This window comes from Sphingomonas sp. AC411 (assembly GCF_979253035.1).
In genome coordinates this window covers 3,232,459-3,246,160 of the sequence record NZ_CEEDAQ010000001.1, presented here as the reverse complement: position 1 = coordinate 3,246,160, position 13,702 = coordinate 3,232,459, and the positions used below count along the sequence as shown (strand labels likewise).

General features: G+C 66.9%; 15 protein-coding genes and 3 pseudogenes. 9 read left to right on the top strand and 9 right to left on the bottom strand.

Annotation, left to right across the window (positions count from 1 at the left end; translation table 11 throughout):
* Positions 1-9 precede the first annotated feature (9 nt).
* The 4 genes and pseudogenes from ubiG (at position 10) to AC0IX7_RS16650 (ending at position 2,079) form a co-directional block, all read left to right on the top strand.
* Positions 10-679 (top strand): annotated as a pseudogene (ubiG, locus tag AC0IX7_RS16665) (bifunctional 2-polyprenyl-6-hydroxyphenol methylase/3-demethylubiquinol 3-O-methyltransferase UbiG).
* Between the two features lie 214 nt (positions 680-893).
* Positions 894-1,181: a hypothetical protein gene (locus tag AC0IX7_RS16660; RefSeq protein ID WP_471812921.1), complete on the top strand. Its 288-nt coding sequence runs from the start codon at positions 894-896 to the stop codon at positions 1,179-1,181.
* Positions 1,103-1,657 carry a hypothetical protein gene (locus AC0IX7_RS16655; protein WP_471812919.1) on the top strand — a complete coding sequence of 185 codons (555 nt, stop codon included), beginning with the start codon at positions 1,103-1,105 and terminating at the stop codon, positions 1,655-1,657. The genes AC0IX7_RS16660 and AC0IX7_RS16655 overlap by 79 nt, the downstream gene beginning before the upstream one ends.
* Complete coding sequence (locus AC0IX7_RS16650) at positions 1,588-2,079, top strand: hypothetical protein (RefSeq protein ID WP_471812918.1); 492 nt, start codon at positions 1,588-1,590, stop codon at positions 2,077-2,079. The genes AC0IX7_RS16655 and AC0IX7_RS16650 overlap by 70 nt, the downstream gene beginning before the upstream one ends.
* Before the next feature lie 189 nt (positions 2,080-2,268).
* On the opposite strand, the pseudogene AC0IX7_RS16645 reads toward AC0IX7_RS16650, so the two are convergent.
* The 4 genes and pseudogenes from AC0IX7_RS16645 to AC0IX7_RS16630 form a co-directional block, all read right to left on the bottom strand.
* Positions 2,269-3,502, bottom strand: a pseudogene (locus tag AC0IX7_RS16645) (glycosyltransferase).
* Positions 3,465-3,971 carry a DUF2141 domain-containing protein gene (locus tag AC0IX7_RS16640; protein ID WP_471812916.1) on the bottom strand — a complete coding sequence of 169 codons (507 nt, stop codon included), beginning with the start codon at positions 3,969-3,971 and terminating at the stop codon, positions 3,465-3,467. The pseudogene AC0IX7_RS16645 and the gene AC0IX7_RS16640 overlap by 38 nt, the downstream one beginning before the upstream one ends.
* Positions 3,968-4,687 (bottom strand): hypothetical protein, encoded by a 720-nt coding sequence (locus AC0IX7_RS16635; protein ID WP_471812914.1) that lies wholly within the window; start codon positions 4,685-4,687, stop codon positions 3,968-3,970. Before AC0IX7_RS16635 ends, AC0IX7_RS16640 begins: the two co-directional genes overlap by 4 nt.
* Complete coding sequence (locus AC0IX7_RS16630) at positions 4,594-4,899, bottom strand: hypothetical protein (RefSeq protein WP_471812913.1); 306 nt, start codon at positions 4,897-4,899, stop codon at positions 4,594-4,596. Before AC0IX7_RS16630 ends, AC0IX7_RS16635 begins: the two co-directional genes overlap by 94 nt.
* A gap of 160 nt (positions 4,900-5,059) precedes the next feature.
* On the opposite strand from AC0IX7_RS16630, the gene AC0IX7_RS16625 reads away from it, so the two are divergent.
* The 3 genes from AC0IX7_RS16625 to AC0IX7_RS16615 all read left to right on the top strand — a co-directional run bounded on the left by AC0IX7_RS16625 (position 5,060) and on the right by AC0IX7_RS16615 (position 6,122).
* Positions 5,060-5,437 carry a hypothetical protein gene (locus AC0IX7_RS16625; protein WP_471812911.1) on the top strand — a complete coding sequence of 126 codons (378 nt, stop codon included), beginning with the start codon at positions 5,060-5,062 and terminating at the stop codon, positions 5,435-5,437.
* Positions 5,437-5,616, top strand: a complete 180-nt coding sequence (locus AC0IX7_RS16620) for a hypothetical protein (RefSeq protein ID WP_471812910.1) — start codon at positions 5,437-5,439, stop codon at positions 5,614-5,616. The genes AC0IX7_RS16625 and AC0IX7_RS16620 overlap by 1 nt, the downstream gene beginning before the upstream one ends.
* A gap of 206 nt (positions 5,617-5,822) precedes the next feature.
* On the top strand, positions 5,823-6,122 hold the full coding sequence (locus AC0IX7_RS16615) for a glycosyltransferase (protein WP_471812908.1): 300 nt from the start codon (positions 5,823-5,825) through the stop codon (positions 6,120-6,122).
* A 176-nt stretch (positions 6,123-6,298) separates the two neighbouring features.
* Here AC0IX7_RS16615 and AC0IX7_RS16610 read toward each other — a convergent pair whose 3' ends face one another.
* From AC0IX7_RS16610 to pyrE, 5 genes and pseudogenes are all read right to left on the bottom strand, one after another.
* Positions 6,299-7,330: an AI-2E family transporter gene (locus AC0IX7_RS16610; protein ID WP_471813921.1), complete on the bottom strand. Its 1,032-nt coding sequence runs from the start codon at positions 7,328-7,330 to the stop codon at positions 6,299-6,301.
* A 43-nt stretch (positions 7,331-7,373) separates the two neighbouring features.
* Positions 7,374-8,354 carry a signal peptidase I gene (gene lepB / locus AC0IX7_RS16605; RefSeq protein ID WP_471812907.1) on the bottom strand — a complete coding sequence of 327 codons (981 nt, stop codon included), beginning with the start codon at positions 8,352-8,354 and terminating at the stop codon, positions 7,374-7,376.
* Positions 8,351-8,784 (bottom strand): annotated as a pseudogene (gene acpS, locus AC0IX7_RS16600) (holo-ACP synthase). The gene lepB and the pseudogene acpS overlap by 4 nt, the downstream one beginning before the upstream one ends.
* A gap of 167 nt (positions 8,785-8,951) precedes the next feature.
* Positions 8,952-9,752 (bottom strand): pyridoxine 5'-phosphate synthase, encoded by an 801-nt coding sequence (locus AC0IX7_RS16595; RefSeq protein WP_471812906.1) that lies wholly within the window; start codon positions 9,750-9,752, stop codon positions 8,952-8,954.
* On the bottom strand, positions 9,688-10,272 hold the full coding sequence (gene pyrE / locus AC0IX7_RS16590) for an orotate phosphoribosyltransferase (protein ID WP_471812904.1): 585 nt from the start codon (positions 10,270-10,272) through the stop codon (positions 9,688-9,690). The genes AC0IX7_RS16595 and pyrE overlap by 65 nt, the downstream gene beginning before the upstream one ends.
* Before the next feature lie 371 nt (positions 10,273-10,643).
* Here pyrE and coxB point away from each other — a divergent pair, with 371 nt between their 5' ends.
* Together coxB and ctaD are read left to right on the top strand one after the other, a co-directional pair.
* Entirely contained in the window at positions 10,644-11,735 is a 1,092-nt protein-coding gene (coxB, locus tag AC0IX7_RS16585; RefSeq protein WP_471812903.1) for a cytochrome c oxidase subunit II, read from the top strand.
* 72 nt (positions 11,736-11,807) lie between these two features.
* Positions 11,808-13,472 (top strand): cytochrome c oxidase subunit I, encoded by a 1,665-nt coding sequence (gene ctaD / locus AC0IX7_RS16580; protein ID WP_471812902.1) that lies wholly within the window; start codon positions 11,808-11,810, stop codon positions 13,470-13,472.
* Positions 13,473-13,702: the final 230 nt, after the last annotated feature.

The following is a 13,702-nucleotide window of genomic DNA, read 5'->3' as shown; positions in this document are numbered from 1 at the left end:
TTCGGCACGATGGCGAAGGACTGGTGGGATCCGAAGGGCTCGTCCGGCCCGCTCCACAAGCTGAACCCGCCGCGGCTGCGCTACATCCGCGAGCAGGTCGACGCGCATTGGGGTGGCGATGGGTCGACCTTCACGCCGCTGGCGGGGAAGACCGCACTCGACGTCGGGTGCGGCGCGGGATTGTTGTGCGAACCTTTGGCCCGGCTTGGCGCGGCGGTGACGGGGATCGATGCGGCACCCGAGAATATCGCGGTGGCGGAGATCCATGCGGCGCAGAGCGGCTTGGCAATCGACTACCGCGCGGGGGAGTCGAGGGGCTGGTCGGGCAGTTCGATCTCGTGACGAGCCTTGAGGTGATCGAGCATGTCAGCGATCCCGCCGGTTTCGTACGCGGCCTCGCGCGGACGTTGGCGGAGGGCGGGTTGTTGATCCTGTCGACGCCTAACCGCACGCCATTGTCGCGATTGGCGATGATCACCGTGGCGGAGGGTGCTGGCGTCATTCCCAAGGGCACGCACGACTGGAACAAGTTCCTCACGCCGGAAGAGCTGACGGCGTTGCTGAAGGATGCGGGACTGCGGTTGACGGATACGCGGGGCTGAGCTTCTCGCCCGCGACCGGGTTTGCGCTGAGCGATTCGACCAACCTCGATTACTTCCTGACCGCGGTAAAAGCCTGACCCGTGGCCTTTTCCCTCACCCCGGCGAAGGCCGGGGCCCAATTGGGAAGGCCAAGATAACGGAGCGCCGTCCTCAATCATAACCGTCCCCCAATTGGGCCCCGGCCTCCGCCGGGGTGGTGGCGAGCGGGTGGGGCTGGGTGATGGAGCGCTTCCTCCCCAACCCAGTTCACCCGCGAAGGCGGGTGCCCAGACTGGGCACCCGCCTTCGCGGGTGAACATCCTTCTGATGCTGGCAGCGCTGGCAATCCTCTTCATCACCCTCGCACTCCTTCGCCCGGTAGACCACGACGAGAGCCAATACGTCGCCGCAGCCGCGCTCACTGCGCACGGCCTGCTCCCGTACAGAGACTTCGCCTACCTCCAGACCCCGCTCCAACCCTACCTCTTCGCGCCCGTAGCAATCCTCGCCAGCGCGTGGACATGGCCAGTCCTCCGCATCCTCAACGCCCTGCTCGGCGTCGCGACGATAGCCTGCGTCCACACCGCCGCCGGACCCTAGGCGCCAAACCCAAAGCCGCGATCACCTGCGCAGCGCTCTTCGCCACCTGCGACATCCTCCTCTTCAGCATCGGTACCGCGCGCAACGACGCGCTCCCGCCGCGCTTCTGGCGGCCGCACTCCCCTGATCGTCCACCCCGCCATCAGGCGCAAAACCGCCGCACTCGCCGGCCTGCTCCTCGCCAGCGCCGCCGCCGCGAAAATCTCTACGCGTTCCCCGCGCTGGCCTACGGCCTCTACGCGCTGGTCGACCGCCGCCACCGCCCCGTCGCGATCCTGCTGGGCACGCTCCCGGTCGTCGCCTTCGTCGCATGGACCTATGCCAGCAGCCCGGCCGGCTTCGTGTTCGGTACCTTTACCTTCCCGGCCCGCGGCCCCGCCGAATATTACGCGCTGCGCCCTGGAAGATGTCGCTCGCCGCCAAGGCGATCGACACGCTCAAGTTCCTCGCGCTCGGCGCAGCCCTACCCGCGCTAGCCCTGGTCGCGCGCGACGCCTGGCGACGCCGCGCGGTCGGATTGCTCGATTGGCTGATCCTCGCGGGCCTGATAGCCGCACTGCTGCCGTTCCCGACCTGGCGGCAATATCTCCTCCCAGCCCTGCCCGCGTTGTTCGTCCGCCTGTCGCTGATCCCGCCCCCGAGCCGTGCATGGCGGATCGCGTTCGCGACATTCGCCATCGCCGGCCTCGCCCCCTCGGTCGCGGCCTTGGCGGATTCGGACGGCCTCTCGCTGACCCAAGCCCAGCGCGAAGGCCAAGCGGTCGGCCGCACGCTCGACCAACACGGAGTCGAAGGCCCGATCGCCACGCTCTCCCGCAAATCCTCCCCGCGGCGAACCGCCTGCCCGCCCCCGCCTTCGCCACCGGCCCCTTCTATTTCCGCAGCACGCACCTGCTAGCCGCATCCCAGGAACACACGCTCCACCTGATCTCACGAGCACGCGTAAAGCTCGACGGATCGACGATCCTCACCGGCGGCGAAGGCCCAGCGACCAGCGGCGACGCCAGCCTAGACCGCGCCCTCGCCAGCGCCGCGCGCGACGCCGGGTATGACGCGATCCCGATTCCCGGCACGCACTTCACCGCGTTCAGGCCGCCAGCCCGCACCCCTGCTTCGCCGCAACCAGTCCCGCGTAATAGTCCATGAGCTCGACCGCATGCTCCCGGTCGCTGCGGACATGCCGCGCCGCCACCGCCGCCGCGCGCCGGAGCATCGCCGGATCCCGCGCAAACAACCGCCCGATTGCCGCCGCCGCACTCTCCGCATCGCGCGCCGCGTAGAGCTCGCTCGCATGGCGGTCGGCGACTTCGGCGCACCCACCCGTATCCGGCACGATCAGCGGCAGGCCCGACGCCATCGCCTCCGACGCAACCAGCCCGAACGGCTCCGCCTCCGACCCATGGATCAGCGCATCGCAACTGGCCATGATCCGCGCCAGCCGCTCACGGTCATAGACCGGCGCGAACATCCGGATATGCGGCGAGCCGCCGATCCGCCGCTGGATCGCCTTGGTCTGCGCGCCCGCGCCGATCAGGATCAGCCCGACCGGCAGAGTCGCCCCCGCCCGCGCCACCGCATCGACCACCAAGGGCCAGCGCTTCTCGCCGTGATGGCGCCCGAGCCCGAGCAGCAGCATGCCGTTTTCGGGCAAGCCGCACTGCCGCAGCAACGCCGCACGCAGCCGCGTATCGCGCAGGTCCGGCGAGAAATGTCCGCGCTCGATCCCCAGCGGCATCGCCGCATCGATCCGTACCCGCGCGCGCGCAATCGCTTTTCCAGCGCCGGGCCGTTGGTGACGACGACGTCGTATTTCGCGAGAAAGCGGTTCATGTACCGGCTGTACCAGGCGAACCCGCGCTCGATCTGGTCGTGGCTGGCGACGCCCGCGAACCAGCGCTGTGCGTAGGCCGCGATATTGTCGTTGTGCATGAAGAAGGACTTCACCGCGCGGCCCTGCCAGTCGCCGACGAACCACGCCGGCCGCCACGGCGAGCAGCACTCGACCACGTCCGGATCGAGTTCGTCGAGCACGCGGTGGATCGCGCGCTCGTCCCAGAACAGCCCGTAGTTACGATCGAACGGCATGCCCGGCGACTTGAGGTAGATGATCCGCCCGCCGCCCGGCCGTTCCTCGACGCGGTCTTCCTGCCGGGCGCGACGACGATCAGTTCGTGGCCCATGTCCGCCATGATGCCCATCTTGCGGTCGACATAGGTCCGCACGCCGCCGCCAGTCGGCGAGTAGAACTCGTTGACGTCGACGATTCTCCTAGCGGGGCCATCATCAGCCGATCGGCCCGAAGCCGCCGAGTCCGCGGAGATATTGCGCGGTGATCCGCACGGTCGTCACGCCAGCCCCGACTTCGACCAGCGCCTGCTCGACCTTGGGGCGCGACCGCCCGAGCTTCCGGTTGCTCGCGAAACCGGCACCATCGGTCCAGAAACTGAACTTGTTCTTCCCATCGCGATTATGCGTCAGCAACAGCGCATAGCGGCCCGGCTGCGGCACCCGGATGCACATCGTCGTCGGTCCGGTCGCGGGCGTCGGCACGACCACGCGGCGAAACGTCTTCCTCGCTGCGATCAGGACGTGATCGTCCTTGAGGAAACCCGCCTCGTCGCCGGGATAGAGTTCGAGCTTTAGTTCGCCGGTACGATCCTTCAGCCCGGTGATCTCGACGGCGATCGCGGGGCTCCCTCCGGGCCGACAGGCGGCCGCATCGCTGCCAAGCAGCTGCGCGCCCGCCGGGCTTGCCAGCAACACTGTTCCGGCGATCGCGTATCGAATCATGCGCGACCTCTATCGGCAACGGCATGCGCGCCGAACGCCACGATCAGCGCGACATGCACCAGCAGCGTGAGAGCGGCGGTGAACGCGATCAGTTCCGACAAGGCCTGATCCTGCCCGATCAACAGGATCGCGGCGTTGGCGAACAGCAGGTCCTTGTTCGGCACCAGCGGCAGGCGGGACACCAGCAGGCGACCGGCGGCGAGGAACAGCCACATCCCGACCGGCACGCCCGGCAACGCGAAATGCCAGGCGAACGCGATCAGCACCGATCCGCACAGCAACCGGATGCAATGGATCCCGAACACCCACCACAATTTCGCGCGCGGCAGGGAGAATACGCGGCGCGAGAAGATCAGGAACGGCAGCGAGATCGCCAGCGTCACGCCGGCCGATGCCAGCACGGTGCGGAACTGATCGTGCGTCAGCAGATGCCGGCCGAGCGGCAGCGCGATCGCCACCAGCAGCAGCGTGACCGCATTGCCCGCGATCGCCGACAAGATTGTGACGTCCTTCACCGCGCCGAACGGCGACGCCACCATCCGCGCCTTGGCCCGCGCCCAAGCGTAGAAATAGGCGTCGCCCGAATAGCCGAACACCACTTCGTTCGCGATCCGCTTCTTGATCAGCGCGACAAGGCCGCCGAGCGGGATGCCCCACAGGCGGCGAAAATCACGTAGTCCCCGGTCGGCGGCGACATGTAGAGCAGGCCGAAGCACAGATAGAAGCGCGGGTCCTGCGGCACCGAGCGCGTAAGTCCGGCGAGGCCATGCCCGAGCAGTTCGCGCCCCAGCCCGACGATCATCGCCAGCGTCAGCACCGCACCGATGATCGCCGGCCAGCGGCTGCCGATCGTCTTCAGCGGTTCGAGCCCCGCGCGTGCGATATCCGCATAGCCGTCGCGATCGGCAGTTTTCGCACGGAAGTTCAATCGCCGGTCCTCAAACCATTGTCCTCAAGCCATTCCGTCGCCCAACGCTCATTCGAGGTGGCGCGGTCCAATAGCCGCCCGTCGGCGCGCATGCACGTAAAGTCGGTTTCATTCGATCGCGATCTCCGCTTTACCCATCGCGCATCATGATGACCCCCATATGTCACTCCTGAGCGGACCACCGACCGCGCGGCACATCCTGACCTATGCCGAGGACCTGCGCGGCGGCGGAGTCGAGCGCGCGCAACTGCGCCTCGCGCGCGGTTGGCTGGCGGCGGGGCGGCGGGTGACACTGGCGATCGAGGATGTCTCCGGACCGCTGGCGGCGGAACTGCCGGAGGGGCTGGAGATCATCACGCCGTCGCGGTTGCTGGCATTGCCGGGGTGGTGCGGCGCCTGTCGCCGGACATCATCTTCTGCCCAGGCAATTTCTATACCGGGATTGCGGCCTGGACCCGGCTGCGGCTCGGCAAGGCCTGTCCGCCGATCGTCGCCAAGATGTCCAACGCGCCTGCCCGAGCGGATCATGGCCGGCTGATGCACGCTGCGCACCAGGTCTGGCTGGCGCGGCACGGCAGTTTCCTCGACCATCTTGTGGCGATGACACCGGCGACCGCGCAGGAGGCGGCGCGGGCGACGCGGATGGTCGGGCGGACGAGCGTCATTCCAAACCCGCCGGCGGTGGTGATTCCCGGGGAGGTGCCAGACCTGCTCTGATCGTTTCATTCTCGGCGTCGGACGGCTCGAACCGCAGAAGCGCTGGGACCGGCTGATCGCCGCACTCCCGCTGCTGGCGGACCGGACGATACCGCTGGTTATCCTTGGCGAAGGGAGCGAGCGGGGGCGATCGACGCGCAGATCCAGGCGCTCAGTTTGGGAACCGTGTTCGCCTGCTCGGCCACAGCACCGACCCGCTGCCGGTCATGGCCCGCGCTAAGGTGGTCGTGCTGACCTCGGACTATGAAGGTGTGCCCGGCGTGCTGCGCGAGGCGCTGTCGGTTGGGACGCCGATAATCTCCACCGATTCGAGCGCGGCGGTGGCGGAGATCATCGACCGCCCGGATCGCGGTACGATCGTCGCGCGAGACGATGCGGCGGGACTGATCGCAGCGTTGGATGCATGGCTAGCGCCATCTGCGCCACGGTCGGAGCCGGTACCGCAACCCGGCGCGGACTCGGCCGATCGATACCTCGCGCTCTTCGACCAATTGGTAAGGCGCTAGCGCCCTAGCCCTATTTGCCCCCGCCCCATTATCGGTCTCCGCCCCACCTGCCGTCATCCCCGCGGAAGCGGGGACCCATATACTCCGAGGTTTGCCAGTATGGGTCCCCGCGTCCGCGGGGATGACGGGGGTGGGCTTGAACCGGCATCAGTTGGAAGCGGGTACGCTAAACTGGATCAGGCCGTAGCCTCACCAACCGCCTCAGCCTTCTCCTCTTCCCGCGCCGAACGCCGCTCCAAGGCCGTCTTCAGCATCGCGGTCATCGGATCGGCCAGCGCCAACCCCAGGATCCCAAACAGCGCGCTCGCCAGGATCTGCGCGCCCAGCGTCAGCGCCGGCGGTAGGTCGACCGTCCGCTTGGCCACCATTGGCACGATCACGTATCCGTCGATCGTCTGCACGATCAAATACGTGCCGATCGCCCAATACCCCGTATCGACGCCCGCGCTGAACCCGACCGCGACCATCAGCACGCCGGTCACGATCGCGCCGACATTCGGGATGAACGCCAAGATACCCGCGATGATGCCGAGCAGCATCGCCATCGGCACGCCACCGATCGTCAGCGCGATACCCGTCGCGACGCCCTCGACCGCCATGCCCAGCAGGCGCCCGGCGAGCAGCTTGCGCAACGTGTCGCCCATCTTGACCAACGTCTTGGCGAATTCGGGACGCAGGTCGATCGGCACCATCCACTGGAGCCCGCGCGAATAGGTGCCCGGATCCATCGCGATGAACAGCCCGAGGATCAGGATCATGAACATGCTGGTCAACGCGCCGATCGCGGTACCCACCCACGACGTCACCCGCCCGACCGAGCCGAGCGCCTGCTTGACGATCCTGTTGACGTCCGACGCGCCTGGCATGAGCCCTTGCGACGTCAGATAGCCGGTGAAGCGATTGGCTTGCGTCTCCAGCGTCGAGCGCAGCTGGGTCACCTGCTCGGTCACCTGCACGCCGGTCAGGACGAACGTCCCGACCAGGAACGCGAACGTCAGCAGCACCACGATCAGCAACCGCCAGCCGCGCCCGATCGGCAGCACCCGCCCGAGCAGCCGCACACCGCCATCGAGCAACGCCGCGAACACGACGCCCGCAAAGATGATCAGCAACGGCTGGACCAGCACGATCAGCAACGCGATCACGCAGGCGAGCCCGAGCCAGATGACCGCGCGCTTCAGTTCCTTGCGCAGGAACGGATCGCGCATCTCGACCGGGCTGCGTTCGGTGACGGCTTTATCGTCGGCCACCTCAATCGGCCTTGGCGGGATGCAGCGAGGTGCCAGCGCGATCAGGCCGCAGCGATCCCCACCAGGTCAGCGGATTGAACGTCGCATCGCCGTCGAGACTGAAGGTGATGAACTCCGCACGCCCGCCGAGATTTTCATACGGCACCGGCCCGCCAAGCCCGAGCTGGCTCAGCGCGAACCGGCTGTCGGCCGAGCGATCGCGGTTGTCGCCCATCAGGAAGACGTGGTTCGCGGGGATCGTGATCTCGGCAAAATTGTCGCCCTGGCTGTCCGATTCCAGATCGATCGTCTCGTAACGGCGACCATTGGGCAGCGTCTCGGTATAAGTCGGCAGGCGGCACATCTCGCGCCCGTCGGGCAGCGTCTCGCGCGCGCCGGGATAGTCGATCTCGCTGCACGGGCTGTTGGTGTCGACCGGAATCAGCGTGTCATGCAGCGGGCCACGCTTCACCGCGACGCCGTTGAGGAACACGATCCCGCCGCGCACGGCCAGCCTGTCGCCGGGCAGGCCGATGACGCGCTTGATATAGTCGTTATGCGTGCCCGGCGGCGTCACGATCACCACGTCGCCGCGCGTCGGCAGCGAGCCGAACAGGCGGCCGTGGATGAACGGCAGCGACACGCTCCAGCTGTCTTCCTGCTGGCGCAGCACGACGCCCTTGAAGATCGCGACCGGGTTCGGGATCGTCGGCGACACGAACGACCAGCCATAGGCAAACTTCGTCACCACCAGCCGGTCGCCGATCCGAAGCCCCGGCAGCATCGATCTGCTGGGGATATAGAAGGGCTTGGCGATGAAGCTGTGGAAGCCGAGCACAACCAGGATCAGCCAGAATATGCCCTTCACCTCGCCCCACCAGTCGGTGCCGCGGCGGCGGGTTGTTTCCGGTGTGGTGCCGGCCGGTGGCGCGGTATCGGCCGCGGTCGTCTGCGCGAGGGGCTTTTCGGGGAACTCGTTGCCGTCCAACGCCGCGTCCTTCATCGGTTCGTATCCTGGCGCATGTCCGGGGATATCAGAGGTATGGCTTCGATGATCACGAAGGCCTGCGCCCACGGATGATCATCGGTCATCGTCAAATGCACGCGCGCGGCGTGGCCTTCGGGGTCAACGCGTCAAGCCTCGCTTTGGCGCCCCCGGTCAGCGCCAATGTCGGCGCGCCGCTGGGCGCGTTGACCACGCCGATGTCGCGCATGAACACGCCCGCGCGAAACCCGGTGCCGACCGCCTTCGAAAACGCCTCCTTGGCCGCGAACCTCTTCGCCAGCGTGCCGGCCTTGGTGAACGGCCGCCGCGCCGCCTTCGCCCGCTCGACATCGGTAAACACCCGCTGCTCGAACCGCTCCCCGAACCGCTCGACCGACGCTGCGATCCGCTCGATGTTGCAGAGGTCGGACCCGAGCCCGATAATCATCGCGATGCCTGGAGTCGGAAGACAAAGAATTTGTTCGCGCGGAGACGCGGAGGCGCGGAGAGTATGAGAGCCGCAAGCGCGGCGAAGGTGAGAAGCAAGCGGGACGGCGCCCAGTGGCCCCCTTCTGCTCCGCGTCTCCGCGTCTCCGCGTGAACACACCTTCTGGCTTACCGCGCTGCATCCATAGCCTCGCGCATCAGCCGAACCGCTTCGCCGAGCCCAACGAACAGCGCCTCCCCGACCAGGAAATGCCCGATGTTCAGCTCTCGAACCTGCCGGATGGCCACGATCGGTGCGACGTTGTCGTAGGTCAGGCCGTGCCCCGCATGCACCTCGATGCCGTTCTTCGCCGCCAGTGCCGCTGCATCGGTCAGCCGCCGCAGTTCCACCGTCCGCGCCTCGCCCGACAGCTCCGCATACAGCCCGGTGTGAAGTTCGATCACCGGCACCTTGAGCCGCACCGCCGCCTCGATCTGGTGCGCGGCCGGTTCGATAAACAGTGACACGCGGATGCCCGCTCCCGCGAGTGCGTCGACCAGCCGCGCCATCCGATCGTAATGCCCGGCGACGTCGAGCCCGCCCTCGGTGGTCAGTTCCTCGCGTTTCTCCGGCACGATGCACGCGGCATGCGGCTTGTGGCGCAGCGCGATGCCGAGCATCTCGTCGGTCGCTGCCATCTCCAGGTTGAGCGGGATCGTCAGCTCGGCCGACAACCGCGCGATGTCGTCGTCGGTAATGTGCCGGCGGTCCTCGCGCAGATGCGCGGTGATTCCGTCCGCCCCTGCCGCCGCCGCGACCAGCGCCGCGCGTACCGGATCCGGATAGCCAGCCCCTCGCGCATTCCGCACGGTCGCGACGTGGTCGATGTTGACGCCGAGGCGGAGGTGGTCGTTGCCAGCGGGCTCATGCCGCCGCCCTGCTGCCGGGCTTGATCGCGGGGATCGCGGCCAGTTCGGGTGGCAGCGCATCCGCCGGGTAAGTCGGCACGTCGAGCCGGATCAGCGGGAAGAACGGCACGCCGAGATCCGCCGTCCCGTTCGAACGATCGACCAACGCCGCCGCCGCAACGGTCACGCCGCCCGCGCCCTCGATCGCCGCGATCGCCTCGCGCGACGACAGTCCGGTGGTGACGACGTCTTCCATCATAAGCACGCGCTGCCCCGGCGCCAGGCGGAAGCCGCGGCGCAGTTCGAACACGCCGTCGGGGCGTTCGAGGAATACCGCCTCGACACCGAGCGCGCGGCCCATTTCGTGGCCGGCGATCACGCCGCCCATTGCCGGCGAGACCACGATATCGATCTGCGCGCGCAACTCCGCCGGGATCGATGCCACCAGCGCTTCCGACAGTCGCGCGCCTCTCGCAGGGTCCATCAAGACCCGCGCGCATTGCAGATAGCGCGAACTGCGAAGCCCCGAGGACAGAATGAAATGCCCTTCGAGCAGCGCCTCGGCAGCACGGAATTCGGCGAGCACGTCGTCTTCGGTCATCGCGGGTCATCGCTCCAAAAGGTCTGTCCGCGCTGATACGGGCGCGCGAAACCGCGTGCAACGAGAACCGGCGGCTCACCGTTATCCTGCGTTTCATTGCACCCCGCCTCGCCTCCGTCATCCTGACGAAAGTCAGGACCCAGGATCACGAACGCCGTCCCCTGTGGTCCTGGGTCCTGACTTTCGTCAGGATGACGGGGGTTAGTACGGGCGTCTGAAGGGCCCATACCAGACAATGCTTGAGGCGAGCCCCCTGCTGGGTATAGCTCCTGCCAAATGATAAGCAGACATCCGCGCGTCCGTGATATCGGGTTCGCTATAAACCGGGGTCAAGAATAACGATGCGCAAGATGGGGATGAGAGGATTTGCGATGGCAGCGGGGCTCGCACTGGCGAGTCTCGGTGGTGTCGCCGGGCATGCGGCCCAGCCTGCAAGCACGCCGACGAGCACGCCAGCAGCGGCACCAGCACCGCAGGCCGCGGCAGCGCCGGGTGGTGTCTCCAACACCGCGCCGACCACATCGGCCGCGACGCCGACCGCCAACCCGTCCAGCCCCGAACTCGCGATGGACGGTGCGCCGGCGATGACGGCCAAGCCGATGATCGGCCAGCCGACCGACGGCCTGTTCGGGCTCCAGCCCCAGGTGACCAAGAACGGTCAGTTCGCGCACTGGATGCACAATTCGATCCTGGTGCCGACGATCACGATCATCTCGCTGTTCGTTCTCGCGCTGCTGTTCTGGGTGTCGTTCCGCTATCGCAAGGCACGCAACCTGGTCGCGTCGAAGACGTCGCACAACACCGTCATCGAGATCATCTGGACGCTCGCGCCGGTCGTGATCCTCGTGCTGATCGCAGTGCCCTCGATCGGGCTGCTCCAGGCACAGTTCAAGCCCGCCCCGTCGGGCGCGGTGACGCTGAAGGCGATCGGCAACCAATGGTATTGGACCTATCAGTATCCGGACAATGGCGGCTTCGAGATCACCGCCAACATGCTGAAGGAAAAGGGTGAGGTCGCCGCCGGCGAGCGCGCCCGCACCGATGCCGACGGACCGGCACTGCTCGCGACCGACAACCGCATCGTCCTCCCCGTCGGCGTGCCGATCCGCCTGATCACCACGTCGAACGACGTGATCCACAGCTGGGCGGTGCCTGCGTTCTGGATCAAGCTCGACGCGATCCCCGGCCGCCTGAACGAGACGAGCTTCACGATCGACAAACCCGGCCTGTATTTCGGCCAGTGCTCGGAACTGTGCGGCGCGCGCCACGGCTATATGCCGATCGCGGTCGAGGCGGTTCCGCCCGCCGAATATGCGGCGTGGGTCCGCGCCAAGGGCGGCACGATGCCGACCCCGGCAAGGCGTCCGACAAGGTCATCCCGCAGCCCGGCGCCGACGGCTCCGCGGCGAAGGTCGAGGAGGCGGCGGAAACCGCCAACGCCACCGGCCCGGTCGAGAACGTGACCACCGCAGCCCCCGCGACGACGCAGGGCGCCACCTCAAACCCGGCCGGCGCCGGCAACGCGGGACAGTAAGATGACCGACACCGCTTTCACCCCGTCGGCGTTCGTAAGCCACGAAGCGCACGACCATCACCACGACACCGATCACAAACCGGGCTTCTTCGCGCGTTGGTTCATGTCGACCAACCACAAGGACATCGGCACGCTGTACCTGATCTTCGCGATCGTCGCGGGGATCATCGGCGGTTCGGTCTCGGGGCTCATGCGCGCCGAACTCGCGCATCCCGGCATCCAGTATCTCCAGGGCTGGGCGTCGATGCTCCACGGCGGCAGCGCCAGCCTCGACGAATCGCTCCATCTCTGGAACGTGCTGATCACCGCGCACGGCCTGATCATGGTGTTCTTCATGGTCATGCCGGCAATGGTCGGCGGGTTCGGCAACTGGTTCGTGCCGATCATGATCGGTGCGCCGGACATGGCGTTCCCGCGCATGAACAACGTGTCGTTCTGGCTGCTGATCCCCGCCTTCACGCTGCTGCTGGCCTCGCCGTTCTTCGGTGGCGCGGGTAACGGCTGGACGCTCTACGCGCCGCTCTCGACGTACGGCGAGCCAGGGCCGTCGACCGACATGGCGATCCTCGCGCTGCATCTGGCCGGCGCCTCGTCGATCCTCGGCGCGATCAACTTCATCACGACGATCTTCAACATGCGCGCGCCCGGCATGACGCTGCACAAGATGCCGCTGTTCGTGTGGTCGATGCTCGTCACCGCGTTCCTGTTGCTGCTGGCGCTGCCGGTGCTCGCAGCCGCGATCACGATGCTGCTGACCGACCGCAATTTCGGCACGACCTTCTTCGACCCGGCCGGCGGCGGCGATCCCGTCCTGTACCAGCATCTGTTCTGGTTCTTCGGCCATCCCGAAGTCTACATCATGATCCTGCCGGGCTTCGGCATCGTCAGCCAGATCATCTCGACGTTCAGCCGCAAGCCGGTCTTCGGCTATCTCGGCATGGCCTATGCGATGGTCGCGATCGGCGTGGTCGGGTTCGTCGTGTGGGCACACCACATGTTCACGACCGGCCTGAGCGTGAACACCAAGATGTACTTCACCGCGGCGACGATGGTCATCGCGGTGCCGACCGGCATCAAGATCTTCTCGTGGATCGCGACGATGTGGGGCGGCTCGCTGACCTTCAAGACGCCGATGGTGTGGTCGATCGGCTTCATCTTCATGTTCACCGTCGGCGGCGTGACCGGCGTGGTGCTCGCCAATGGCGGCATCGACGATTACATGCAGGACACCTATTACGTGGTGGCGCATTTCCACTACGTGCTGTCGCTGGGTGCGGTGTTCTCGCTGTTCGCCGGGTTCTATTACTGGTTCCCGAAGATGTCGGGGAAGATGTACAACGAGTTCCTCGGCCAGCTGCACTTCTGGGTGTTCTTCATCGGCGTGAACGTGATGTTCTTCCCGATGCATTTCCTGGGCCTCCAGGGCATGCCGCGCCGCATCCCGGACTACACGCCGCAGTACGAGCATTGGAACACGGTCGCTTCGGTCGGCTACATGATCATGGCTGCGGGCATGGTGGTGTTCTTCGTCAACCTGATCTGGTCGATGGTCGCGGGCAAGCCGGCGGGCGACAACCCATGGGGCGACGGCGCGACGACGCTGGAGTGGACGATCTCCTCGCCGCCGCCGTACCACCAGTTCGAGACCCTGCCGAAGATCGACTGAGGCGGACAAGGGCCCTCAGGCCCCCGCCCGGCCGGCGCGGCTCGCCGCGTCCGACGGCACGGGATTTACTCCCGTGTCGGGGCCAGCCAAAAACGAAGACGCCTCGGGGAGACCCGGGGCGTTTTTCGTTCAATTACGCCCTCAAGCCAGATCATGTGTCTCCGCGAAGGCCGAAACACAGCCTGGGCTCCCGCCTTCGCGGGAGAACAAGGAGGCGGGAGTCGGCACCT

Coding starts and splice junctions, on each gene's coding strand:
- lepB (WP_471812907.1), bottom strand. CDS start 8,354: ATGAAGGACGCGGCGTTGGACGGCAACGAGTTCCCCGAAAAGCCCCTC.
- AC0IX7_RS16655 (WP_471812919.1), top strand. CDS start 1,103: ATGGCCAGTCCTCCGCATCCTCAACGCCCTGCTCGGCGTCGCGACGAT.
- AC0IX7_RS16625 (WP_471812911.1), top strand. CDS start 5,060: ATGTCACTCCTGAGCGGACCACCGACCGCGCGGCACATCCTGACCTAT.
- coxB (WP_471812903.1), top strand. CDS start 10,644: ATGGCAGCGGGGCTCGCACTGGCGAGTCTCGGTGGTGTCGCCGGGCAT.
- AC0IX7_RS16595 (WP_471812906.1), bottom strand. CDS start 9,752: ATGCGCTGCCACCCGAACTGGCCGCGATCCCCGCGATCAAGCCCGGCA.
- AC0IX7_RS16640 (WP_471812916.1), bottom strand. CDS start 3,971: ATGATTCGATACGCGATCGCCGGAACAGTGTTGCTGGCAAGCCCGGCG.
- AC0IX7_RS16615 (WP_471812908.1), top strand. CDS start 5,823: ATGGCCCGCGCTAAGGTGGTCGTGCTGACCTCGGACTATGAAGGTGTG.
- AC0IX7_RS16610 (WP_471813921.1), bottom strand. CDS start 7,330: ATGCGCGATCCGTTCCTGCGCAAGGAACTGAAGCGCGCGGTCATCTGG.
- ctaD (WP_471812902.1), top strand. CDS start 11,808: ATGACCGACACCGCTTTCACCCCGTCGGCGTTCGTAAGCCACGAAGCG.
- AC0IX7_RS16620 (WP_471812910.1), top strand. CDS start 5,437: ATGCACGCTGCGCACCAGGTCTGGCTGGCGCGGCACGGCAGTTTCCTC.
- pyrE (WP_471812904.1), bottom strand. CDS start 10,272: ATGACCGAAGACGACGTGCTCGCCGAATTCCGTGCTGCCGAGGCGCTG.
- AC0IX7_RS16650 (WP_471812918.1), top strand. CDS start 1,588: ATGTCGCTCGCCGCCAAGGCGATCGACACGCTCAAGTTCCTCGCGCTC.